The following is a 23,360-nucleotide window of genomic DNA, read 5'->3' as shown; positions in this document are numbered from 1 at the left end:
AGGAATGCTTCCGGAATTACTGGACGATGAAGGTCTTGAAGTAGACGTTGTCGACGCCGCCAAAGCCTTCGTTTTCAGCCAGAACCTTGTTGATCGTGGCGGTCAGGCGCTTTTGCAGGCGAGCCTTGCCATCGGGGCTCATCACGTCTTCTTCGGGCGTGTCGGCGATGGCGATGAGCAGGGCCGAGCGGATCGCCAGTTCGTGCTTCTTCATCCACAGGATCACCCGGTAATCGCGGCGGGTCGAGGCCGATATGTTGACCTGCAACAGGCCTTCGGAGTCCTTGAGGTTGGAGGTGAAATCTTCCGGGAAGTTGTAATAGATGGTGCGGAATTCGCTGCCGCCTTCGCCGTCTGTGTCGAGCGCGCTGGCTTCGCCTTCGCCTTCCTTGGCGACGGGGGCATATTTGTCTTCCTCACCCTTGCGGACGAGCTTGGGGTTGTTGTCCTTCTTTTCTTCGGCATGTTCACCGCCGCCGCCGATCACGCCTGCGGCCACAAGGCCGAACACGCCGCCGCCGCCGATGCCCAGCATGGCCACGGGAACAAGGATCTTCATCATGCCGCCGCCCTTCTTCTTGGCCTTGGCTTCCTTTTCGGGTTTGTCGCTCATCGGGTGTCTTTCAGAAATCGAGGGTCACGAAGGTCAGGCGTAAATGCCGCTGTCGGTGGCGGGTTCATCCTGACCGGGAGGCAAGCCTTGCGGGTTGCGGGCCGAAGTGGCGGGTGCGGCACGTTCGGCCTGCTGCGGGTTGTGCTGTTGCGATTGCTGGCGCGATGCATCGCCGCCTTGGGCCGTGGTGCCGGTTTGCGGCTTTGGCTGGGCGTCCTGCTGGGTATTGCTGGCATTGGCGGCTTCGGCGGTCGCCGTGACCGCGCGGGCAAAGCCGGGATCGGCGCTGGACATGGCAACCGAGAGGCCGCTGTCATCCTGATCGAAGCGCAGGGAAACCCGACCGAAATCGGTATTGGTCACCGCGACGTTGATCGAACGGGGTGAGGCATCTTCGCGGGCGCGGTTGAGGTTGTCGACCAATGTGGCGAAATCGATGCGTTCGGGCCGAGCTTCTGCGCCGACAGGTGACGCGGCTGGCGTTTTGTCGGGTGCCGTTGGCGCGGTAGCCGTGAAGGCAGGGGGTGCGGTTTCGGGTATAGCAAGGTCGGGTGCAGATGCGGCGTCGGCGGGTGTATCCTGCCTTTCGGCCAAGGGCTGTGCCGCAGCATCGGACGGTTCGGTGTGGGCAGGGACCGGCGATGCAATCGGGCGCGGGGCTTCAGCGGCTTGCTGGGGCGCGGCCTGTGCGGTTGTTGTCTGAGTGGTTTCCGTTTGTGCGTTTGCCGTCTGTGCGGTCGCTACGGGAGCCGGGGTTTCGGCTGAGAGTTGCTGTGCTGGCGACGCGACGAAGGCCGGAACCTGTTCGATAACGGCGGTGCGAGCGAGCGCGACGGTTGCAGCAGCGGCGGGTGTGGCAGCCTGCCGGGTCTGAGGCCGCAGTGTGATCTGGGGCGTGATCTGCGGTGCGCTTTGCGGTGCAGCGCTGGCTGGCGCGGGTGCCGAAGGCGCGGCGGCAAGCCGTTGTGGCGCGCCAAAAATGGCAGCGATCATCGCCGGATCGGGCAGAGCAGCGGCAAGCGTGGTGGCGGTGGTTGGCGCAGCGGCATTTTCCGTTGCGTCTTCCGTTGCGTCGGTGACGGTCGCTTCATCGTTAGCCGACGCTGCCGTCTGCGGCAGCAGGGCGGCAAGCGCCGTTGCCGGGTCCGGCAAGATCTTGCCGGTCTGTTGCAGGGCCTTTGCCGGAATTGCCGGAGGCGGGGGGGCAGGCGTTGCGTCGAGGGGTATAGCGGCTTGCAGGGCAAGCAGCGCATCGAAGCCGAGTGCTGTTGGCGTATCGCCCGATTCCGCCGGGATTCCTGCGCTGTCGAGCGGCTGTCCGGCCAGGGGCGCCATAGCAGAAGTCGCCACAGCAGAAGGCACTACAGCAGAAGGCGGGGGCAGGGCAGAAAGGCTGAACATCGGCAAGGCTCCATCGCGGGGGCGTTAACCTTGTCTATTCAAGACCCGTGCCAGTTGGCTTCTTGCCGGTGACGGGAATGGCCGATGCCGCAGTTTTGCGCGCGATCAGGCGGGCTTGCGCGTCGGCGCGTTCTTCCACGGCGGCGCGGCGGCGTTCGGCTGCGGCGGCTTCCTGCGCTTTGGTATCGGCCACGCGCTTTGCGGTGACGGCATCGGCGCGCGTGCCGGTGGTGATCCGGTCGAGCCCGGCCACGAATTGTCGCATCTGGTGCAGGGCATGGGCATCGGGCAGGTCGGTGCGCGCCGAATAATCGGCAGACATCTGTTGGGTGCGGTCGGCCAAGGCTTGCAACTGAGCGAGCGTGCCTTCGGCTTTGCCCGCTTCGGCCAGCGCCGTGCGGCGGGCAATGTCGCGGATGCGTTCAAGCCGTTTCAGCCGCGCAAGGCGGGCGCGTTCGGCTTTCATGAGCCGATAAGCTGGATCAGAGCTGCGGTCGCCTCATCCATCGGCACGATCTGGCGCTGGGGCTGGCTGATAAAGCCGGTCAGTGCATCGTGCATGGTGATCGCGCGATCAAGCTGGGGGTCCGCGCCCGAACGATAGGCGCCCATCAGCACCAGATCGCGGTTGGCTTCATAGCTGGCGATCAGCGCGCGGAAGGTGCGCGCGGCCTGCTGATGATCGGGTGCGGTAATGTCGTTCATCACACGGCTGAGCGATGCGGCAATATCAATGGCGGGATATTGCCCGCGCTGCGCCAGATCGCGCGACAGCACGATATGTCCATCAAGGATCGACCGGGCGGTATCGACCACCGGATCGTCCTGATTGTCGCCATCGGCCAGCACGGTGTAGAGGCCCGTAACCGAGCCGCCGCTTTGCGCCGAATTGCCCGCGCGCTCCACCAGTTTGGTGATCGTGGCCAGCGCAGATGGCGGATAACCGCGAGCCGCGCCCGGTTCGCCCAGCAGAAGCGCGATTTCGCGGCCTGCGTGGGCGACGCGGGTAAGGCTGTCCATGATAAGCAGCACACGCTTGCCCTGCGCCCGGAAATATTCGGCCAGAGCGGTCGCCATCATCGCGCCGCGAATGCGCAAATTGGGCGCGTGATCGGCAGGCACGGCGACGATGACGGAGCGGTTGCGTTTTGATCCCTGCATATGCCGTTCGACAAAATCGGACACTTCGCGCGCGCGTTCGCCAATCAGGCCGACGATCACGATTTCCGCTTCTGCGCCGTGAGCGATCATGTCCAGCAGGACCGATTTGCCCACGCCAGACCCTGCCATGATGCCGATGCGCTGGCCGATGCCGAACGTGGTCAGCGCATTCAATGCGCGCACGCCGGTGTCGAAGCTTTCGCGCACCGGTGACCGGTCGAGCGCGGCGGCGCGCACGCCGCCTGCGGGCCATTCGCGGCGGTGGGTGATCGGGCCAAGGCCATCGATCGGTTTGCCTTCGCCGTCGATGGCGCGGCCCAGAAAGACTTCGCCGACTGGGACCATACCGGGGCGGCCTTCGGGCCGGACTTTTGCGCCGGGCCGCAGCAGGACCGGATCGCCCAGCAACATCATCAAGGTGCGGCCATTGCGAAAGCCGACGGTTTCGGCCGTCAGCGAACCTGCGCCATGGGCGATGCGGCATTGCGTGCCGATGGGCACCGACAGACCGGATACTTCCAGCATACCGCCATCGCACGCAGCAAGCAGGCCATAGCGTGGCGGGGTGAAATCGGGCTGGCACAGGGTCATGCCATCCAGCGTCTGTTCCAGCAGGTTCAGCATTGGCGCAGGGCCTCGGCTATGGCGATGCGCCACTGTTCGGGACCATCTTCCACCCCGCCCGCCGCGCCTTCTACCCGCAGCGATCCGCGTTCCAGCGATGCATCGGGTTCGAAATGCCAGTCTTCGGGCAAGCGAGCGGCGATCAGCGCAAGGTCTTCGGGATGCAGGCGGATGACGCGGGCGTCTTCGGCGCGGGCCAGCATGGCGGCGGCGCATTCCACCCGGCGGGCAAGGCCATCGGGATCAAGCGCGGCGGGGGCAATGGCCGCTTCGCACAGGGCGATCACGGTTTCGCGCAGGCGTTCGGTCAGTTCAGCCTGCATGGCGGTGTCTAGCTTTGCCAGCGACAGTTCGATGGCCTGCAGTGCAGCTTCGCGTTCGGCAATGATTTGGGCGGCGGCTTCCTGTGCCTCGCCCATGCCGCGGGCGTAGCCATCGGCCCAGGCATCGGCCACCGGATCGTGCGTTTCCTGTTCGGGAGGCACGACCACGGGCGCAGGCGGTGCTTCTGGCACCACCAGTTCGCGGAAAAAGCGGCGGTCTTCGGCAAAGGTCGAGGCAAGGTGGCCCAGATCAGCCAGAGAAACCGCGCGCATCGGATCAGACATAATCGTCATCGCCCGCGCCGAACACGATCACGCCTTCTGCTGACAGGCGACGGGCAGCGGTAATCATGGCCTTTTGCGCTTCGATCACTTCGGCCATCTTCATGCGGCCACGCGCGCCGATTTCGTCGCGGATGCCATCAGCAGCGCGGGCGGACATCGCGCGGAAGAACGGTTCGCGCTGGTCTTCGGGAATGCCTTTCAGCGCGGCGATCAGCGCATCGCTATCGACTTCGCGCAGCAGTGCGCCCATCGATTTATCATCCAGCACGAACAGATGTTCGAATTTGAACATCTCGTTCTCGATGGCTTTGGCGAGTTGTTTGTCCTGCTTGTTGATTTCAGGCATGACCCGTTTTTCAACCGTGCGGGCCGATGCGTTGATGATGTCTGCCGCATCGCGCGGGCCGCCCATGGTGAGCGAGCCTTGCCCGTGGCATTCGCTGATGCGGCGGTTCAGCATTTCTTCCAGCATGGCAATCGCTTCGGGCGCGACCGGGCCAAGCGAGGCAATGCGGTGGACGATCTGGGGCTGAACTTCGTCGGGCATCCCGTGCAGCACGGCGGCGGCCACTTCGGGGTCAAGCTGGATCAGCAGCACGGCAATGGCTTGCGGGTGTTCATTGCGGATCAGCGGGATGATGACCTGCGGGGTCAGCCAGCGGGCAAGTTCGATGGTGGGGGTGCGCGATGGATCGTCTGGCGCGATGCGCTGCATCAGGCTGTCGGCCTTCACTTCGCCCACGGCGCGGGTCATCAGGCTGCGCACCTGTCCGACGCGATCATGTGCGATCAGACCAAGCCGTTCGGTCTTTTCGACAAACCCGGCGATGGCCTGGGCAATGGCGACCGGGCCGATTTCGCCCAGTGCGCACATCTTTTCGCCCAGCAGGCGCAGTTCTGCAGGTTCAAGCTGAGCAAGGATCTGCGCGGCCTGATCGTCTTCCAGCAGCATCACCATTACGGCGGCGCGTTCGGGATCGGAAATGTCGGTGCCATCGGCGGGCAGGATTTCGGAAAGCTCGCTCATGCTGCCGCTTCCTCGTTTTCAGGGTTGTTGAGCATCTGTTTCAGCGCGACCAGCGCGTTTTCAGGCTTTTCGACGACAAGGCGCTGGGCAAGGCTGACCTGCCGGGCAAGCGCTTCGGCATCGACCACGCCGGTTTCGGGGTCTTGCGCGGGCTGGAGCGCTTCGGCGAGGTTTTCCGATGTCATCGCCGGAGCTTGGGCTTCGGTTTCCGCGTCTGCATCGGCATTGACGTCGTCGGCCTGCTCTTCTTCTTCCTCGTCGTCGGCGACTTCGCCCTTCTTGCGCTTTTTGGCAGGCTTGGCGTCGGCTGCGGCAGGATCGCGGCGCAGGGCCTTTATCAGCGGTCGCACGCCCAGCAGCAGGACCAGTAGCACCGCTACAAGCGCCACGGCATTGCGCAGGATCGTGGCGAACCACGGGGTTTCCCAGAAGGGCGCGGGTTCGACCACGGCGGGCTTGAACGCGCGCACTGCCACCGCCACCTGATCGCCGCGCGTGGTATCGGCACCGACGGCGGCGCTGACCAGTTGCTTGATCTGTTCGATTTCCTGCGGCTTGGCCTTGGCCATCATTTCGGCGCTGAGCGCGACGGCCACGGAAAGACGGCGGATCTTGCCCGGCGTGCTGTTGGACACGGCCACTTCACGGCCCAGTTCATAGGTGCGCGACGATGCGGTTTCGCCGTTGGACTGAGGCGTGCCAGCGGCGGCGGGGGGTGTGCCTTGTGGCGCGCCGGGTTGCGCGGTGGTGGCAGGAGGCGGGGTATTGGCGGTGACACCGGGCACGCCCTGGGCCTGCGCTGGCGTAGCCACCTGCGATGCGCTTTGCGTTTCCGAGCGGACCACGCCCTGCTTGTCATAGCTCTCGCGTGCGGAGGTGACCTGATCCATGTCGAGGTCGATCTGGATTTCGGAAGAGAAATTGCCCTCGCCCAGCATCGGAGTCAGCAGTTGCGATACCTGCTGGCGCAGCTTTTCTTCCATGCGCTGTTGCAGTTCGAACCTGTCCCCATCCGCACCGCTGGTATCGGACAGCAGCGCGCCGTGCTGATCGACCACGCGCACCGCATCGATGGTCAGGCCGGGAACCGATGCTGCGACCAGATTGACGATGGCGCGGACCTGGCTGTCGGACAGTTGCCGCCCGCGCGCCAGCTTGACCATGACCGAAGCCGATGGCGGCAGGTTGTCGCGCACGAACACCGACTTTTCAGGCTGGGCCAGATGGACTCGCACCGCCTCTACCCCGTCGATTTCCATGACGGTGAGTTCAAGTTCACGTTCGCGCGCGGCCTGAAGGCGCTGACCTTCAAGGCCCCGGCTGGCACCCATCGGCAGCTTGTCGAGCATTTGCGTGCCGGTTTCGGGCGTGGCGATGGCCCCGTCCGATGCGGCGGCCATGCGCGCTTTGTAAAGATCATCTTCGCCCACGGTGATGGCGCCGCTGGCATTGTCGATCTGATAGGCGATGGCAGCCTTGTCGAGACTGGCGATCACTTCGGCGCGTTCGCCATCGGAAAGCTGGCTGTAAAGCATGCGCTGCGGGGCAGGCGACATGGCCATCCACACCACGGCGCTGATGCCTGCGGCAGAAACGCCGGCAAACCATGGCAGGGTGCGGCGCACTGGGGGGTGCGACAGAAAAGCCTTGGCTCGCGCGCCAAATCCTCCGGCGGCGGGATCGGTCAATGCACCAAAGGCTGACGGTGCGGCGGTGGGATCGGCGGTATCGGCCATCTAATCACACTCCCATCCGCATGATGTCCTGATAGGCATTCAGCAGCTTGTTGCGCACTTGCAGCGTGGCTTCGAAGGCAACGCCTGCTTCCTGCCGGGCAAGCATGACCTTGGCGACATCGACGACTTCGCCCTTTTCATAGGCTTCGCTGATGGCGCTGGCCTTTTGCTGGCTGGCGTTGACGCTTTCCAGTGCGCCTTTGAGCGTATCGGTAAAGCTGCCCGCCGGGCCTTGCGTGCCACTGGCCGCCTGCGCGGCGTCGGGTGATTTGACCTGTTGCAGCAGTTGCGAGCGTTCGACGATCTGCTGGCGCAACGCCATGATGTCCTGAATGCCCGACGCGCGGCCACCAATCCCGCCGATCCCGCTCATCGCACACCACCGACGGCCCGGCCGCCAACGGCAATGCCAGCCTCACGGAAGCTGGCAAGGCGGTAGCGCAGCGTGCGTTCGGAAATGCCAAGCTGGCGGGCGGCGGCAACGCGGCTGCCGTTGCAGGCTTCCAGCGTAGCGATGATGGCGCGCGCTTCCGACATCTGCACGATGTTAGACAGCTTGGCATCGCCTGAGGTCGCAGTTTCGGCAGGCGTGGTGCCAGGAGCCGCAACCAGCCGCGCCGGGCGATCGAACGCAATGTGTTCAGGGCCGATTACCGGGGCATTGCCTGCCAGCACCAGCGCGCGGCGCATCACGTTTTCCAGTTCGCGCACATTGCCGGGCCACGAATGGGCCGAAAGCATATCGAGCGCATCGTCGGCAATCCAAGGGGCATGGGCGGCGTGGCGCAGGACCATGGCGAAGGCTAGCGGGGCGATGTCGTCCGGGCGTTCGCACAAGGGGCGCAGCGCCAACGGAAAGACATTGAGGCGGTAGTAAAGGTCGGCCCGGAAGCGGCCTTCCTCAACCTCAAGCGGGAGATCGCGGTTGGCGCAGGCGATGACGCGCACGTCCACCTTGATCGGCTGGGTCGCGCCCAAGGGCACAACTTCGCCTTCCTGCAACGCGCGCAGCAGCTTTGCCTGAAGCGGCAGCGGCATTTCGGCAATTTCATCCAGCAGCAGCGTGCCGCCATCAGCTGCGCGGAAGAACCCTTCGCTGGCGGCGTTGGCTCCGGTGAACGCACCCTTCTGATGGCCGAACAGCAGCGCTTCGAGCATGGCTTCGGGCATGGCAGCGCAGTTGATGGCGACGAATGGCTTGCCCGCACGGGCAGAGCGTTCGTGAATGAAGCGGCTGAGCACTTCCTTGCCGGTGCCGGTGGGGCCGTTGATGAGCACGGGGATGTCGCTGGCGGCAATACGTTCGGCAAGGGCGAGGACGGACAGGCTTTCGGGATCGGCGGCAATCGGTGCGCCGGGGCGGGCGGCACAGGCAAGAGCGGCGGCAAGGGCGGCCTCGCCCGCACCATCGGCATAGCGCAGCGTGGCGATGCGATTGCCGGTCAGGCGTGCGATGGCGGGTGTGTTGCTACGCTCCAGCAGGATCGTGGTCTGGCGCGGGGCGGCGGTCATGCCTTCAAAAGCATCGGCCATCAGCACTTCACCGGGCGTGCCATAGGTGGAAAGCACCGATGCCGCGCGCTGAACCAGCGCTGCGTGGGCCTTTGCCGCCGCATCTGTGAACTGAAGTGCCCCGCAATCCCGAATCATTTTGTCGTCCCCGTTAACCATCGTGTCCGTGGCTCTTGTTTCGCGCGTAACCGACAAACAGGTTGAAACTTTAAGGGGTCGGGAAACCCCTAGGGCCACTACCTATGTCCGGCAGTCTTTTGCCGGGGGGTGGCTTAAAACCGGCGCGCCATTGCCGGTCTTTGTCTCGACAGCCGCGTCGATCCATTGACCCGGCAGTCCATTCGGGAACGACATCACTTACCGGAGACTGGAACAATGGCGGTTATCAACACGAACATCAGTGCCATCAAGGCAACCAATTCCTCAAACTCGGCCAACAAGATGCTGGGCACGGCGATGGAACGCCTGTCGACCGGCAAGCGCATCAACGGCGCCAAGGACGACGCCGCAGGCCTTGCCATCGCCACCACGATGACGGCGCAGATCAAGGGCATGGCCCAAGGCGTGCGCAACGCCAACGACGGCATCTCGCTGGCGCAGACCGCAGAAGGCGCGCTGAACGAAGTGACCAACATGCTGCAGCGTGTTCGTGAACTGGCGGTGCAGTCGAAGTCGGCAACCTATCAGCAGTCGGACCGCGATGCGATGCAGTCGGAAGTGGGCAACCTTAACGCCCAGATTTCAGACGTGCTGAACAACACCAAGTTCAACGGCAACAACGTGTTTGCGGTGGAGGGCGGAGCGCCTGCGGCGGATGGCTCGGATGATGCGACCTTCGCGATCCAGACCGGTGCCAACACTGGTGATACGGTTACCATCGTCAGCAAGGCCTTTGACGGCACCAAGATCTTTGGCGGCACCGACACGGCCTATGACGCGGCTTCGACCACGCAGGCGCTGGACGTCACCGATGCAGCCAAGGCTTCGACCACGATTGACAACGTCGACGATGCGCTGGCCAACGTGAACTCCACCCGTGCGACGCTGGGTGCAGGGCAGAACCGTCTGGAATCGGCCGTCAACAACCTGAACGACAACATCACCAATATGTCCGACGCCCGCAGCCGTATCGAAGACACCGACTATTCGTCGGAAACCACGGCCATGGCCAAGGCCCAGATCCTGTCGCAGGCGTCGACGGCCATGATCGCACAGGCCAACCAGAGCCAGCAGAACGTGCTGTCGCTGCTGCGTTAAATCGACCCTACAAACGTCTGCCTCCACCAGACGCTTGTCACCAGCCCGGCGGCCTTCTCCACGGCCGCCGGGTTTTTGGCGTCTGGCGGATTCCGATCAGTTGGTGCCGGTGCTGTCGATCCAGTAGGTGCCTCTGGCCTGCGCTTTGGCACGGTAGAGCGCGCGGTCGGCGCGTTGCAGAAGATCGTGGCGGGTGTCGCCGGTGCCGAGCAGTTCCGAACAGCCGAGCGTGGCAGAGACGGTGAAATCGCCACTTGCCGATTTCCGGGGGAATTGCAGTTCCTGAACCAGCCGGGCCGCGACTTGCGGCAGGTCTGCGATCAGGTCGGGTTCGGTGATGACCAGTGCAAATTCATCGCCGCCCAGCCGCGCCGCCAGCGAACCTTTGAGCCATGGCGAACGCAGGACCATGGCCACTGCGCGCAGCACATCATCCCCTGCAGCATGGCCCAGCGTATCGTTGACCTGTTTGAAATGGTCGAGATCGATCAGCATCAGCGCCAGCCGTTCGCGCGAGATCTTGGCCAGATCGACGCGGGAATCGATGTAAGAAACGAATTTGTGCCTGCTGGCGATCAGCGTCACTTCATCGGTGTTGGCGCGCTTGTCCAGTTCGGTGATCGAACGATGGCGTTCGGTAACGTCCTGAATGACGCCGATCACGCCGGTTATCTTGCCATCTTCCAGTTCTGGTTCGCCAATGGCCCGCACCCGCTTGCGCGAACCTAAGGCGGAAATGAAATCCAGTTCGAGGTCATAAACCATCCCCGTCCGAATTGCCGCTTCCAGCGCGACCTGCATCCTTGTGCGGTCATCGGACGGATAGAAGGCAAGGGCATCGTCCAGCGCTTCGGTCCCGCCAAACGGGATGTCGTGAATGTCATAAACACCTTCGGACCACGCAACGCGGCCCGTTGCCAGATCAAGCCGCCATGAACCGATCGATGTCAGCCGTTCTGCCTGGCGGAACTGGCGCTGGGCGCGTTCCTTGTCTGCCAGCATGGCTTTGAGCAGTACCGTATCTTCTGACAGGGCAAGGCTTGAAATCCTTGATTGCAACATGGCTTCGACCCCGCGAGCGAAGGACACCAGCCGGGCGCTGTCCGTTTCGGAAAATTCGCGCGCTGCAGTATCGATGACGCAAAAGGCCCCAATGCCGGTTGCAGGCGCATCGGGGTGGGACTGCACGCGGATGGGTGCGCCTGCATAAAAGCGGATGTGCGGATCGCCGGTCACCAACGGATTGTTCCGAAACCGCGCATCAAGATGCGTGTCGGGTACGACCAGCAGGCTGTCCTGCGCCACGGCAATGCGGCAAAATGACTGTTCTATAGGGGTTTGATCGGCGTCCAGTCCGCGACGGGCCAGAAACCGCTGACAGTCTTCGTCCAGCACGGTGACGATCGCCATCGGGCATTCGAACAGCGCGCTGCCAGCTTCCACCAGATCAGTCAGACCAGGGTCGCGGGATTCCAGCAGTTTTTGAAGCAGGGCCACGCGCAATCTCCGGTCTGGCAAGGCCTGACCAGATTCTCGTAAAATCGTTAACGCTTTCTAAAGTGCGCGGTGAAGCGTTTGAATTTTAAGAAGATTGTTGGAGGGCAGGTTACTGTGTCAGCAGGATCGACATGCGACGGTTGCGCGGATCGGCCGGGTTGCCCTGAACCAGCGGCTCGCGGTCGGCCACGCCTTCGATGCGGCGGAAGCGGGATTCGGCGATGCCCTGCCGCATCAGCGACTGACGGGTGGCTTCGGCGCGTCCTGCAGACAGCGACCAGTTGTTGGTCACGCCTGATTTCCATGGCAGGGAATCGGTGTGCCCGCGAATGGTGAACTGGCCACCGTCAGGGGCTACGGCCTGCCCGATGGCGCGTAACAGTTCCGCCGCATCGGGGGTAAGTACGGTGGTGCCCAGCAGGAACATCGAAAATTCAGCGTCATCGACCAGATCGATGCGGATGCCTTCGGATGTTTCGACCATGCGCACTTGTCGCGCCAGTTTGCGCAGCTTTTCCGATTGCGCCAGCTTTTCGGCAAGGCGCTGTTTCATCGCTGCGGTGCGCTTGACCTTGCTGCCGCCTTCCTTGGCCCCACCAGTGGCGTCGCGCGGGACGGTCAGGGTCTTGTTGCCGGTTTGCCCCTGACGGTTGGGATAGTCGTCGGCGTCGGTCAGCGACGATCCGCCCAGCACGCCATGGCCGCCTGCGCTGCCCTGCTTCACTTTGACCAGTGTGGGGGTGAAGTAATCGGCAATGCCCTTGCGCTGCTTTTCGGTGGTCGCGCCCAGCAGCCACATTAGCAGGAAGAACGCCATCATCGCGGTCACGAAGTCGGCATAGGCGACCTTCCAGGCGCCGCCGTGATGGCCGCCAGCAACCACCGTGATCTTCTTGACGATGATCGGCGGCAGCGGCTCGTTCTTGCCCTTGGCAGGTGCCTTGGCCATCGGATCAGACTTTCTTTAGCGGCCGCGCAGGGCGTCGAGCAGTTCGGACAGGCCGGGGCGGAAGGCATGACCAAGGCCAGAACGCGCGCTTTCAACCACCAGCGGCTGGGGCCAGCCATGCAAGCTGGCGATGATGACCTGCTTGACCGCCTGAAAGATCATCTCGTCCTGTTCCAGCACTTGCTTCAGACGGCCCGCCATGGGCGCGACGATGCCATAGGCCAGCAGAATGCCAAGGAAGGTGCCGACCAGCGCCGAACCGATCATCCCACCCAGGATCGACGGGGGTTTGTCAATGGACCCCATGGTCTTCACCACGCCCAGCACGGCCGCGACGATGCCCAGCGCGGGCAGTGCGTCAGCAAGGCCCTGAATGGCGTGCTGCGCTTCATGTTCTTCGTGGAAATGGGTTTTCATGGCGTGGTCCATCACGTCTTCGACGGCGTGAACCTCAAGCGTGCCGGATGACACCACGATCAGCGTCAGGGTATCGCAGATCAGCGATGAGAGGGCGTGATTGGCCAGAAGGCGCGGGTATTCTGCAAAGATGGGCGAGTTCTTGGGATCGGTAACATGGCTTTCCAGCGCCACCGGGCCATCGCTGCGCAGGATCTTCATCAGCTTCGTGCACAGCACGATCACATCAACATGGTCCTGCTTGTTGTGCTTTGGCCCTTTGAACGTCTTGGCAAATCCGCCGCCAATGCCTTTCAGTTCGTGCATCGAATTGCCGGTGACGATGGCGCCCACCGCCGCCCCGCCGATAATCAGCATTTCGTGCGGCAGAGCGTGCAGCACGGGACCAAGATCGCCGCCAGTGATGGCAAAGCCGCCGAACACCATGGCAAGAAGGATGACGAGGCCGATGATTACGAACATGGAAGTCTATCCCGGTCTGGCAGCGTGACGATCAATTGAGCACGCTGAACAGCGAAAGATTGGCAAGCTTGGAAAAGCTGGCCTGACTGGCTTCGAGCACCAGCATGGTGTTTTGCAGTCTGGCGATGGATTCGGTCAGATCGACCCCGCCCACCTCGGTCTGTTCGACCGCGCGCTGTTCGGACATGGCGGTCCGCCGGTCTACGTTGAGATCGACCCAGTTCAGGCGTGAGCCGATGACGGTTTGCGCATTGGCGATGGATTCCAGCCCGTTGCCGAGCGTGGACAGCGCGGCGTTGGCGGCACTGGCACCGCCGCTGCCAGATGTCAGCGCATCGGCAAGAGTCTTGGTAACAGCCAGAAGATCGGTGGATACGCCGCCTGATGTAAACTGCAGAAAATCCGGTCCGGTCAGTCCGCGCGTGACGGATTGTCCATTGCCCAGCGACAGCGTGCCCGCAGTGGGCGTACCAGCATATGTGGCGTTGCCGGCGGCGTCGAGCGTGTAGGCATCGGCGGAACTTTCCCCGCCGAACAGCGCATGGCCCGAACTGTCGCGAGCATTGGCCAGCGCGACCAGATTTTCCTGTAACTGGGCGACTTCGGCACCGATGCCGACGCGCTGGGCGTCGCTGATCGTGGCCGATGCGGCTTGCGTGGCCAGTTCCTGAATGCGGGTGACGACCGTGGCGAACTGTGACAGGGCATCGTCGGTCAGCGTCAGGTCCGATGTGGCGCGGTTGGCGGCAGCCTCGTCGACCTGGTCAAGCGTGTCGGTCCGGGCCAGACGACGCAGCCGCGACGCGGCGACCGGATCGTCGGATGAGCGTTGCAGACGCTCGCCGCTGGACATTTCCGCCTGCGTTTCCTCGGCCTGCTTGCGCAGCGAAGTCAGGTCCATCAAGGACCGTTCGTAGAAGGCGCTGGTTGATGTGCCGAAGATCGTGCTCATGGCGTTTTACCCGATTCCCAGAAGGGTGTCGAAAATTTCGGTGGCGACCTGCATGACTTTGCCTGACGCCTGAAAGGCCTGCTGAAAGCGCACCAGATTGACCGCTTCCTGATCGAGATCGACGCCGGACTGTGCCGAAAGGGCAATTTGGGCGGTGTCAGCGATGGTCTGAAGCGCACCTAACGTGACATTGCGGCCCGCAAGCGTGCTTGAAACGTCGAACAACACGTCATCCATGCCACCTGCAGGGTCCAGCCCGGACAGCGCGTTGCGGATAGCGGTGAGGTTGGTGGAATCGCGGCTTCCGGCAGCACTGCCCGACGCCGCCGTTGCCAGCTTCTGCGGGTCGGTTACGGTCAGCGTCATCGTGGCGGCGGTGGTGCCCGAAAAGATCGCCGCGCCGGTGTTGCCATCAAGGTCTGCGCCGGTGGCCTGCGCGGCGTTGAAGGTGTTGACGATGTCTTCGGCCAGGCCATCGACATCCAGCCTGATCTGGGCAAGTTTGCCCAGCGCGAGCTGCTGCCCGGCCAGCGATCCGCCCGACAGCGTCAGCGCGCTTCCGCCGACATCGTAGCTGACCGTGCCATCGGCGGCGGCTGTCATGCCCAAGGTGGTGGCGCTGTTGCCGGTGACCAGGTCAAGCCCCGCACTGCCGCCTACTTTTACCGAAACGGTGCCATTAGTGGCAAAGCTGGTCGAGATATTGGTGTAGTCGCTGAGTTCCTGCAGCAGTTTGTCGCGCTGGTCGAGCAGGGCGGTCCGGTCGCTGCTGGCGTCCGAAGCGCGCGACAGGCGGGTGTTGGTGCGTGCCAGTTCCTGCGCGATGCGGTTGGTCTGGGTCACGCCGTCGCTGGCAAGGAATTGCAGCCCTTCGCCTGCGGCATCGAGTTCCTGCGCGGCGATCTGGAACGTGCCGGTCATCGTGCGCGCCTTTTCCAGAACGGCAGTGCGCAGCGAAGTGTCGGTGGGCGCTTCGGTCAACTGCTGGAGCGCGGATTCGAAACCGACAATGGCTTCGTAAACCCCGGCCGTTTCGATGGCCGATTCGATATTGGTTAGCCCTGATGTTTCGGCAGTGGCACGAGCTACGTCCGATCCGGTGCGACGCACTTCGGCCTGCCGGAAGGCATCGGCATTGCGGACAATGGAATCCAGCCTGACGCCGGAAAGCGAAAGATCGCCAGTGCGATAGGCACCGCCAGAAGATGCGACTTCCTGAAAATTCGCGGAGCGACGGACATAGCCGGTGGACGAGGCATTGGCGATGTTCTGGGCGGTAATGTCCAGCCCGATGCGCGCCACCTGCGTGCCGCTGCGGGCGATGGAGAGGAGATCGGACGCCATGGTTTATGCCTTTCCTGCCTCTGGCGCCGCTTCGGGCGGCAACAATGCGGCCAGGTGGCGCTCAATCTGTGCGGCAAGGCCCAGTGCGCCTGTTTGCGAGGCGATTTCGGCAAAGCGTTCATCGCGCATTTGCACGAAGGTCTGGTCCATCTGGCCGAACACGTCATCGCCGCCGAAATCGACGGCGCGGGCGCTGGCCAGCATTTGACGCACGAAGATCGCCTCGAACTGCTTGGCCGTGGCAGACAGCTTCTGGCGGTCGGTTTGCGTAGTGGGCGTGAGTGACACGGCAGTCGTGCCGGACGTGGGCGCAAGGGCTGTCATCAGATCACCACCATTTCAGCTTTGAGCGCGCCAGCCTGCTTCAGCGCTTCAAGGATGGCGACGAGATCCGACGGGCTGGTGCCCAGCCGGTTCAGCGCATCGACAAGTGAAGACAGCGATGCGCCGGGGGAGAACAGGGCGACCTTGGCTTCCTTTTCCTGCACATCGATCTGGCTGGCAGGCGTCACGGCAGTCTGGCCGCGGCTGAACGCGCCGGGCTGCGAAACCTGGCTCTTTTCGTCGATCTTCACCACCAACTTGCCATGACTGATCGCTGCGGCGGAAAGGCGCACTGCGCTGTTGATGACCACGGTGCCGGTCCGGCTGTTGACGATCACCCGCGCGGCGGTTTCTGCCGGGGTGACATCCAGCATTTCGATGGCGGCCATGGTGGTCGCGCGCGAATCCGCGCCTGCGGGCAGGCGCAGGGCAAGGGTCACGCCGTCTTCGATGGATGCGCTTTGCGGGAAGCGGGCGTTGATGGCATCGCGCACGCGCTGGGCGGTCAGGAAATCGGCCTGAAACAGGTTCCAGCGCAGCACTTCGCCGCTGTCGAAGCCGGTGGCGACCGCGCGTTCTACGGTGGCCCCTTCGGCAATGCGGCCCACGGTGGGGACATTGACGGTAAGCTGCGATCCATCGCGCGCGGCAATGCCAAGGCCACCCACGGCAAGGTTGCCCTGCGCCATGGCATAGATCTGGCCATCGGCGCCATAGAGCGGCGCGAGGATCAGCGATCCGCCGCGCAGGGATTTGGCCTTGCCGATGGTGGATACGGTAATGTCGATGCGCTGGCCGGGTTTGGCGAATGCGGGCAGTTCGGCGGTGACGACCACGGCGGCGGCATTCTTGAGACCGGGCGAAACGCCCGCCGGAAGCTGCACGCCAAGGCGGCCTGCTGTGCCCTTCATCGCCTGGGTCAGATACTCAAGGTTGTCATCGCCCGTGCCAGCAAGGCCAACGACGATGGCATAGCCGGTGAGCTGGTTGGTGCGCACGCCCTGAAATTCACCCAGATCGCGCACGCGCTCGGCCATGGCCGGTGCAGGCATAAGTGCCGCCAGCGAAACGATCAGGGGAAGGATGAACCGGACCAGCATCGAACCAACTTTCAGAAGGGCGAAATCGCGTTGAAGAACTTGCTCAACCAGCCTTCGCGGCTGGCGCGACCGACCGAGCCGTTGCCGGCATATTCGACGCGCGCATCCGCGACCTGGGTGGAAGCGATGCGGTTCTCAGGGTCGATATCGCCAAGGCGGACGATCCCTGAGAACTGCACCCATTCCTGGCCCTGGCTTAACAGCAAGCGCTTCTCCCCCCGGACAAGCGCCGTGCCGTTGGCCCGGACTTCTGCGATGGTCACACCCACTTCACCGGCGAGCGAACTCGTCTGCGAAGCGTTGCCCTGTCCATTGAACGACGATCCGCCCGAAGCATTAAGGGCATTGGGGTTGAGGAAGGACAGCGGGCCAGCGGTGGGCGGGGTGACCGAGAAGCTTCCGGACTTTTGCGTCTTGGCGCCGGCGGTCTTGGCCGTGGTGATGTTTTCGACCAGCACCACAGTAAGTGGATCGCCCACGGCGCGCGCGCGGCGGCCTTCGGCAAGACCTGCGTAACCGGCGCTGACGTTGAAGATCGACCCGGTGGCAGGCATCGGCTGGGCCGCTGGGGCGGGCATGGCTGGCACAGTGGGTTCGAAGCCCTTCTTGGGCTTGGCGGCCGCTGCCGGATCGATGCCGAAATGGACGGCGGCAGCGACGATCGAACCTGCCACCAGCGCCCGCAGCGCACTGCGCCGACGCTGTGGGCCAAGCGCCGACTGGTGGGGGGCAGGCCGTGCGATGATGTGATGATGGAAGGGGGTGTCCATGGTGTGCATTTTCACAGGGTCTGGTTGGCGTTCTGGAGCATTTCGTCGACCGCCGAGATCATCTTGGAATTGATTTCGTAGGCGCGCTGCGCCTCGATCATGTCGACCAGTTCCTCGACGACGTTGACGTTCGATGCTTCGAGATAGCCCTGCTGAATGTGGCCGCGTCCCTGTTCGCCCGCTACGCCGACCTGTGCCGCGCCTGATGCCCCGGTTTCCTGCAGGAAGTTGTCGCCTAGCGCCCGCAGGCCACCGGGATTTGCGAAGCTGGCGATGGTGATCTGGCCAAGCTGCGTCGCCTCGGTTTGCCCCGCAACGGTGGCGGAAACGGTGCCATCGGGCGAAATGGTGATTGCGCTGGCGCCTTCGGGAATGGTGATTGCAGGGTTCAGCGGATAGCCCTGCGCGGTCACCAGCGTACCTTCGGCTGAACGCGAGAAGTTGCCCGCGCGGGTGTAGGCGAGCTGGCCGCCTGGCATGGTCACCTGAAAATAGCCCTCGCCATCCAGCGCAAGGTCCAGCGCGTTGCTGGTGCTTTGCAGTGTGCCTTGGCTATCGATGCGGGTGGTGGCCTGAATGGCGACGCCCGTGCCAAGGTTCAACCCTGTGGCAAAAGCGGTTTCGTTGGACGACTGTTGCCCGGCGATACGCGCATCCTGATAGGCGAGCGTGGCGAAATTGGCGCGGTCGCGCTTGAACCCGGTGGTGCCGATATTGGCAAGGTTGTTGGCGATCACACGCATCCGCGTGTCCTGCGCTTCAAGCCCTGTGCGGGCGACGTGAAGGGCTGAGCTGGGCATGGGAAACTACCTTTCGCTTCAGGAAATGCGCATCAGGGCGGCGCTGGATTCATCGATTTCGCGCGCCTGGCTGACGACTTTGGTGCGGATGTCGAATAGGCGCTGGGCCTCGACCATCTCGACCAGAATGCGGGTGGGATCGACGTTGGACTGTTCAAGACTGCCGACGTTGAGGCGGGCTTCCTCGTCCTGCGGCAGCACGCCGCCTGCCTGACCGTTTGCTCCCGCGACGCGGAACAGGCCATCAAGACCCTTGTCGATCTTGCTGCCGGTGGTCGACGCGATCTTGATGCGCCCCACCAGTTGCGGCGGCTGATCGGGCGTTTCCGGGTTGGCGACCGATACGCCACCATCAGGAGAAATCGTGACCTTTGATCCCAGTGGCACCGTAATCGGGCCGCCTTCGCCAATGACCGGGCGGCCATCGCCATTCTGCAGCACGCCGCCTGCGCTCACCGAAAGATCGCCGCGCCGGGTATAGACTTCGCTGCCATCTTCGGCCTGAACCGACAGCATGGTGTCACCGCTGAGCGCGACATCGAGCGGATTGCCGGTGGCGATCAGCGCACCCTGGGCCATGGACGCGCCACGCACTTCGCCTTCGGTCATGGCCCGCGCTTCGAGCGCGGGGCCTTTGAGCGTCATCGGCGTGGCGGTGAGCAGTTCGGCGCGAAAGCCGATGGTCTGCGCATTGGCCATGTTGCTGGCGATGACGCGCTGGCGCACGGTCGATCCGGTCATGCCGGAAAAGGCGGTGTAGATCAGGCGGTCCATGGCGGGGGTCCGGTCCTATAGGTTCAGGTGCGCGATCAGCCCCGAAATCAGCTTTGCAGCTGGATCACGGTCTGCGAAATCTGGGTTGCGGTATCGATCGCTTTGGCGTTGGCCTGAAAATTGCGCTGGGCCGTAATCAGGCTGACCAGTTCTTCGGCGATATCGACATTGGAGCGTTCCAGCGCGCCCGACAGCAGCGAGCCGTACTGGCCGGTGCTGGGTTGCCCGTAACTGGCCGCGCCGGAAATGCCGGTGGCCACCCAGTTGGACGAGCCGACCTGCTTCAACCCCTGCGGTGCAATGAAGCTGGCAAGTGCGACCTTGCCCACCACGATGTTCGAACCATCGGCATAGGACGCAACGACCGAACCATCGTCATCCACGGTGACCCCTGCAAATTCGATGGGATTGCCGTTGGCGTCGGTGCCGTTGCTGGCGGGAATCTGCGCATCGGTGGGCGTGGTCGACGTGATCGTGCCGGTGGTATCGGTGGGGAACACCTGCAGCCGGTTGTTGGACCCGTCGCTGACATAGCCTGAACCGTCGACGGTCATGCTGCCGTTGCGGGTATAGAGCGTTTCCTGGGTGATGACGTTCTTTGTGGTGAAGAAGCCATCGCCGTTGATGGCAAGGTCCAGCGCCGATCCGGTTTGTTCAATCGCGCCGAGCGCGAAGTTCTGGCTGATGGATTCGACGGCCGCACCGATGCCGACCACCAGCTTGGGATTGGTGAAGGCGCTGCCGACGACGATATCGGCAAATTCCGTGCGGCTTTTCTTGAAGCCGTTGGTTTCTGCGTTGGCGATGTTGTGGCTGATAACGCCAAGGTCGGTCTGGGCGTTCTTGAGGCCGTTGAGCGAAGTGTAGAAGGACATGTGCGGCTCCTCTTGGCTGCCGGGTTCAGGCAGTGGCTGTGGTGGTGGCGGACTGGCTGGCGATGATCTGCGATACGGTGCTGTTCAGCGTGTCGAGCTTGGCCGAGATGGCCGATAGAGTGTCGGCCTGTTCGGTGATCGTGCCGAGCGAGTCCTTCATGTCGTTGAGGTTCGACAGGCTGGAAAACTGGGCGAGCTGCGCCAGCATCTGGGTGTTGTCGACAGGTTCTGTGGGGTCTTGATTCTGCAACTGCGTGGTCAGCAGTTTCACGAAATCTTCGGCACCCATAGCCCCCCATCCCTGTCCGGTGCTGGATGTGGTGGTCGTGCTGCTGGTGGTGGCGGTGACAGAGGCGATGGACATTACTTCATCCTCATCGTTTCAAGCATGAGCTGCTTGGCGGTTTGCATCGCCTCGACCACGTTCTGGTACTGGCGGGAGCTTTCGAGCATCTCGACCATCTCGGCGTTTTCATCGACCGGGGCGGTAAAGACATCGCCGTTGGCATCGGCCAGCGGGTGACCGGGGTCATGCTGGCGAATGGGGGTGGCGTCGGACCGGATCACGCCATTCACGCGCACGGTGGACAGGGCGTTGGCCTGATCCATCTGTTCAGCAAATACCGCGCGCAGCGGGCGATAGGCTTCGGCTTCGGTGGTGGTGACAGTGCCGGCGTTGGCAAGGTTCGATGCCGCGGCGTTCATCCGCACAAGCTGCGCCGACATGGCGCGACCGGTGACCTGAAACAGGGTGAGCGGGGTTCCGGCCATGGCTTATTCGCCCTTGATCGCGCGGGTGACGGTTTCGATCCGTCCGCGCAGAAAGTTGAGCGTGGCCGAATAGCCGACGGCGTTTTCGGAAAAGGCGGTCTGTTCGGTCGCCATTTCAACGGTGTTGCCATCAAGGCTAGGCATCACTGGCACGCGAAAGCGCGTGGCTGCGGTGATGGCCTGATCGGTGCTGCTGCCAGCGGTGCGGGCTTTCAGCGCGGCGGCAAAGTCGATGTCCTTGGCCTTGTAACCGGGCGTCGCGGCGTTCGCGATGTTCGAGGTGAGCATGCCCATGCGCTGCGAACGCAGTTCCAGCGCTGTGCCGTGGATGCCGAAAAGTGTCTCGTTCATCGCTTCTGCTCCCTGGGCGGAATTGCCCGACGGATTGCTGACCTGAGGTTTTGCAAAGGGCGTGCCAAATGGCGCAGATCGGCATTTGCGGGGCAGATCCGCCGGATCGGGCAGGCCATCCGGCAAGAACTTGCAGGTGGGCGGCAAAATGCAGGCAGCAGGGGTAAATCTTTGCCGGACAGCGCCGTTCTTGGGTTTCGAGGAGTCTCCCTGCGCATGTCATTCAGCCCCCTGATCGACGGACTTTCCGCCCTTATCGTGTTTGGCGGAACGTCGCTGGCCACGGTCCTGCGTGCAGGCCCGCGCGAACTGGCGGTGACGGCGCGTGCGCTGGCAGGGCTGGGGAAGCCGGTGTTTACGGCAGCGCAGGCCAAGGCCGATCTGGCCGCACAGGTTTCGGCAATCCGTCGCGATGGTGTGCTGCGGGCAAGTCCGCGCGCGATTGGCGATGACGAATTTGACGCAGCGACCGACGCCATGATCCGCTCACGTTCGCTGGACGGGCTGATCGAGCGGCACCACGTTTTTCGCAAGCACCGCATGGGCGAGGCCAATACCGCCGTGCGCACGCTGGCGCAGGCGGCCGAACTCGGCCCTGTGTTCGGCATGGTGGGCACACTGGTTTCTTTGAGCAACCTGCCGATGGACGGGTTGGACGGTGCCGCGCTGAACGGGGCGATTTCGATGGCGGTGGTGACCACGCTGTATGGTCTGCTGTTTGCCAATTTGATGCTGGCACCGCTGGCGCGCATGGTTGAGCGTCATGCGCAGGCCGAAGAGCAGGCCCGGCAGGAGGTGATCGACTGGCTTTCGGCACAGCTTGAACCGGTGATGCCGCGGCGGGCCGCTGCGCCTGTCCACCCGCTGCATCCGCATGCCGGATCGCGGGAGAGGGTGCACGCATGATCGTGCGCGCGGGCACCGGCTGGCAATATGCGCTGGCCGATCTTTCCCTGATCCTGTTCCTGACCACGGCGGCGGCGCTGGCGCAGGCGGGCGGGGCGAAGAAGTCCTTGCCGGTGCCCGATCTTCCGCCATCCCCACCTATTGCCGCGGCCATCGACAGTGAACCGGTGGCCGTGTGGAGCGCCGCGAGTGGTGCGCCCGAACTGGCAGACTGGCTGAACCGCGAAGGTGCCGATCCGCGTCTGGAAGTGCAGGTTGTGGTGCGATACGCCAATGGCAGGCGCGCAGCGGCTTTGGCGCAAGCGGTGCAACTGGCCGAAACCGGCGGGGCCAGAGCGAAAGCGGCACGCATTCTGGTGGAGCCGGGGCTGCAGGCAGGTGCTGTTGTCGCGCTGAGCTATGCCAGCGAGGATGCGGCACGATCTGGCATGCCGACCGTCCGCCTTCCGGCCAGACCCCTTCCAGCCAGCGACACCTTGGCACGATGATTGCTGAAACACCGGGCAATACTGCAATTGCCGGGACCGTTCGCCATGAAGACCTCAATCCAGTTGATCGCGCCGCTGGCGCTTTCGTTTGGCGCAAACGCCGTGGCCCAGCCAGCCGGATTTCACGATCTGGTAGCGATAGACGCCGCCGTTGCGGCCTTTACCGGAGCAGGCATTGGCGTGCCGGGCGGTGCGAACCTGCCGGTGGACCGGCGTTTGCGGCTGGCTCCGTGCTATGCCCCGCTGGCGCTTTCATGGCATGGGACGCGGCAGGACAATGTTCTGGTGCAATGCCCCGACCCTGGCGGCTGGCGGTTGTTCGTTGCCGTATCCGGCAATTCCCGGCAGGATGCTGCCGCCCGCAATACACTGCCGCCCGCCGTGGCGCGGGGCGAGGCCGTGACGATTGCCGTGGAAGGCGATGGCTTTTCGGTTTCGCAAGCCGGAGAGGCGATGGAACCAGGGGCGCTTGGTCAATGGATTCGCGTGCGGACCAGCGTGAAAGCTGTGCCGATCCGTGCCCGCATTTCCCGTCCGGGGCTGGTAGTGGTGCCGGTGGAGTAGCTTTCCGCCTGAAATATTTACCCGGCGGCAAGAATTTTCCGCACCACCGCTTAAACCACCCGCGCCCATGCCGTTCT

Annotated in this window: 27 protein-coding genes; 4 read left to right on the top strand and 23 right to left on the bottom strand. The window is 63.5% G+C overall.

From position 1 onward, the window contains the following. Nucleotides 1-16: 16 nt before the first annotated feature. From OVA07_RS03255 to OVA07_RS03215, 9 genes are all read right to left on the bottom strand, one after another. The gene (locus tag OVA07_RS03255; RefSeq protein WP_268170037.1) at nt 17-613 is read right to left on the bottom strand and encodes a flagellar basal body-associated FliL family protein; all 597 of its coding nucleotides are present in this window, start codon (nt 611-613) and stop codon (nt 17-19) included. 33 nt (nt 614-646) lie between these two features. Then, nucleotides 647-1,948: a hypothetical protein gene (locus OVA07_RS03250; RefSeq protein WP_268170036.1), complete on the bottom strand. Its 1,302-nt coding sequence runs from the start codon at nt 1,946-1,948 to the stop codon at nt 647-649. Between the two features lie 100 nt (nt 1,949-2,048). Next, complete coding sequence (locus OVA07_RS03245; RefSeq protein WP_268170035.1) at nt 2,049-2,480, bottom strand: hypothetical protein; 432 nt, start codon at nt 2,478-2,480, stop codon at nt 2,049-2,051. Further along, entirely contained in the window at nt 2,477-3,799 is a 1,323-nt protein-coding gene (locus tag OVA07_RS03240) for a FliI/YscN family ATPase (protein ID WP_268170034.1), read from the bottom strand. The genes OVA07_RS03245 and OVA07_RS03240 overlap by 4 nt, the downstream gene beginning before the upstream one ends. Beyond that, on the bottom strand, nt 3,793-4,407 hold the full coding sequence (locus OVA07_RS03235) for a FliH/SctL family protein (protein WP_268170033.1): 615 nt from the start codon (nt 4,405-4,407) through the stop codon (nt 3,793-3,795). The genes OVA07_RS03240 and OVA07_RS03235 overlap by 7 nt, the downstream gene beginning before the upstream one ends. After that, nucleotides 4,400-5,434, bottom strand: a complete 1,035-nt coding sequence (gene fliG, locus OVA07_RS03230) for a flagellar motor switch protein FliG (RefSeq protein WP_268170032.1) — start codon at nt 5,432-5,434, stop codon at nt 4,400-4,402. Before fliG ends, OVA07_RS03235 begins: the two co-directional genes overlap by 8 nt. Beyond that, nucleotides 5,431-7,170: a flagellar basal-body MS-ring/collar protein FliF gene (gene fliF / locus OVA07_RS03225; protein WP_268170031.1), complete on the bottom strand. Its 1,740-nt coding sequence runs from the start codon at nt 7,168-7,170 to the stop codon at nt 5,431-5,433. The genes fliG and fliF overlap by 4 nt, the downstream gene beginning before the upstream one ends. Nucleotides 7,171-7,174: 4 nt before the next feature. Continuing rightward, nucleotides 7,175-7,543 (bottom strand): flagellar hook-basal body complex protein FliE, encoded by a 369-nt coding sequence (fliE, locus tag OVA07_RS03220; RefSeq protein WP_268170030.1) that lies wholly within the window; start codon nt 7,541-7,543, stop codon nt 7,175-7,177. Further along, nucleotides 7,540-8,820, bottom strand: a complete 1,281-nt coding sequence (locus OVA07_RS03215) for a sigma-54 interaction domain-containing protein (protein WP_268170029.1) — start codon at nt 8,818-8,820, stop codon at nt 7,540-7,542. The genes fliE and OVA07_RS03215 overlap by 4 nt, the downstream gene beginning before the upstream one ends. A gap of 237 nt (nt 8,821-9,057) precedes the next feature. Here OVA07_RS03215 and OVA07_RS03210 point away from each other — a divergent pair, with 237 nt between their 5' ends. After that, nucleotides 9,058-9,939, top strand: coding sequence for a flagellin N-terminal helical domain-containing protein (locus tag OVA07_RS03210; protein ID WP_268170028.1), 882 nt, complete (start codon nt 9,058-9,060; stop codon nt 9,937-9,939). 96 nt (nt 9,940-10,035) lie between these two features. Here OVA07_RS03210 and OVA07_RS19085 read toward each other — a convergent pair whose 3' ends face one another. From OVA07_RS19085 to flgB, 14 genes are all read right to left on the bottom strand, one after another. Beyond that, nucleotides 10,036-11,436, bottom strand: coding sequence for a diguanylate cyclase domain-containing protein (locus OVA07_RS19085; protein WP_326493092.1), 1,401 nt, complete (start codon nt 11,434-11,436; stop codon nt 10,036-10,038). A gap of 109 nt (nt 11,437-11,545) precedes the next feature. Next, nucleotides 11,546-12,385 (bottom strand): flagellar motor protein MotB, encoded by an 840-nt coding sequence (locus OVA07_RS03200; RefSeq protein WP_268170027.1) that lies wholly within the window; start codon nt 12,383-12,385, stop codon nt 11,546-11,548. A 15-nt stretch (nt 12,386-12,400) separates the two neighbouring features. Beyond that, nucleotides 12,401-13,264 carry a flagellar motor stator protein MotA gene (gene motA, locus OVA07_RS03195; RefSeq protein WP_268170026.1) on the bottom strand — a complete coding sequence of 288 codons (864 nt, stop codon included), beginning with the start codon at nt 13,262-13,264 and terminating at the stop codon, nt 12,401-12,403. Between the two features lie 31 nt (nt 13,265-13,295). Next, nucleotides 13,296-14,216, bottom strand: coding sequence for a flagellin N-terminal helical domain-containing protein (locus tag OVA07_RS03190; protein ID WP_268170025.1), 921 nt, complete (start codon nt 14,214-14,216; stop codon nt 13,296-13,298). A 6-nt stretch (nt 14,217-14,222) separates the two neighbouring features. After that, nucleotides 14,223-15,560, bottom strand: coding sequence for a flagellar hook-associated protein FlgK (gene flgK / locus OVA07_RS03185; RefSeq protein ID WP_268170024.1), 1,338 nt, complete (start codon nt 15,558-15,560; stop codon nt 14,223-14,225). 3 nt (nt 15,561-15,563) lie between these two features. Next, nucleotides 15,564-15,884 (bottom strand): flagellar biosynthesis protein FlgJ, encoded by a 321-nt coding sequence (locus OVA07_RS03180; protein WP_268170023.1) that lies wholly within the window; start codon nt 15,882-15,884, stop codon nt 15,564-15,566. Continuing rightward, a complete protein-coding gene (locus tag OVA07_RS03175) occupies nt 15,884-16,984 on the bottom strand; it encodes a flagellar basal body P-ring protein FlgI (protein WP_268170022.1) in 1,101 nt (366 codons plus the stop codon). Before OVA07_RS03175 ends, OVA07_RS03180 begins: the two co-directional genes overlap by 1 nt. An 11-nt stretch (nt 16,985-16,995) precedes the next feature. After that, nucleotides 16,996-17,754, bottom strand: a complete 759-nt coding sequence (locus OVA07_RS03170; RefSeq protein ID WP_268170021.1) for a flagellar basal body L-ring protein FlgH — start codon at nt 17,752-17,754, stop codon at nt 16,996-16,998. 11 nt (nt 17,755-17,765) lie between these two features. Continuing rightward, on the bottom strand, nt 17,766-18,554 hold the full coding sequence (gene flgG, locus OVA07_RS03165) for a flagellar basal-body rod protein FlgG (RefSeq protein ID WP_268170020.1): 789 nt from the start codon (nt 18,552-18,554) through the stop codon (nt 17,766-17,768). Nucleotides 18,555-18,572: 18 nt separating this feature from the next. Further along, on the bottom strand, nt 18,573-19,328 hold the full coding sequence (locus tag OVA07_RS03160) for a flagellar basal body rod protein FlgF (RefSeq protein WP_268170019.1): 756 nt from the start codon (nt 19,326-19,328) through the stop codon (nt 18,573-18,575). Between the two features lie 47 nt (nt 19,329-19,375). Next, nucleotides 19,376-20,203 carry a flagellar hook-basal body complex protein gene (locus tag OVA07_RS03155; protein WP_268170018.1) on the bottom strand — a complete coding sequence of 276 codons (828 nt, stop codon included), beginning with the start codon at nt 20,201-20,203 and terminating at the stop codon, nt 19,376-19,378. A 25-nt stretch (nt 20,204-20,228) separates the two neighbouring features. Continuing rightward, a complete protein-coding gene (locus OVA07_RS03150; protein ID WP_268170017.1) occupies nt 20,229-20,567 on the bottom strand; it encodes a flagellar hook assembly protein FlgD in 339 nt (112 codons plus the stop codon). Continuing rightward, a complete protein-coding gene (gene flgC / locus OVA07_RS03145; RefSeq protein WP_268170016.1) occupies nt 20,567-20,974 on the bottom strand; it encodes a flagellar basal body rod protein FlgC in 408 nt (135 codons plus the stop codon). Before flgC ends, OVA07_RS03150 begins: the two co-directional genes overlap by 1 nt. Nucleotides 20,975-20,977: 3 nt before the next feature. Further along, nucleotides 20,978-21,325 (bottom strand): flagellar basal body rod protein FlgB, encoded by a 348-nt coding sequence (gene flgB / locus OVA07_RS03140; protein ID WP_268170015.1) that lies wholly within the window; start codon nt 21,323-21,325, stop codon nt 20,978-20,980. Nucleotides 21,326-21,541: 216 nt separating this feature from the next. Here flgB and OVA07_RS03135 point away from each other — a divergent pair, with 216 nt between their 5' ends. From OVA07_RS03135 to OVA07_RS03125, 3 genes are read left to right on the top strand one after another with little or no spacing between them, the layout of a single operon-like run. Further along, nucleotides 21,542-22,231, top strand: coding sequence for a MotA/TolQ/ExbB proton channel family protein (locus OVA07_RS03135; protein ID WP_268170014.1), 690 nt, complete (start codon nt 21,542-21,544; stop codon nt 22,229-22,231). Next, complete coding sequence (locus tag OVA07_RS03130) at nt 22,228-22,719, top strand: hypothetical protein (protein ID WP_268170013.1); 492 nt, start codon at nt 22,228-22,230, stop codon at nt 22,717-22,719. Before OVA07_RS03135 ends, OVA07_RS03130 begins: the two co-directional genes overlap by 4 nt. Nucleotides 22,720-22,764: 45 nt before the next feature. Then, a complete protein-coding gene (locus tag OVA07_RS03125; RefSeq protein WP_268170012.1) occupies nt 22,765-23,283 on the top strand; it encodes a flagella basal body P-ring formation protein FlgA in 519 nt (172 codons plus the stop codon). Nucleotides 23,284-23,360 lie beyond the last annotated feature (77 nt).

The sequence above is a fragment of the Novosphingobium sp. SL115 genome, from assembly GCF_026672515.1.
In the GTDB taxonomy this organism is placed as follows: Bacteria; Pseudomonadota; Alphaproteobacteria; order Sphingomonadales; family Sphingomonadaceae; genus Novosphingobium.
This window is presented reverse-complemented; position numbering and strand designations above follow the sequence as displayed.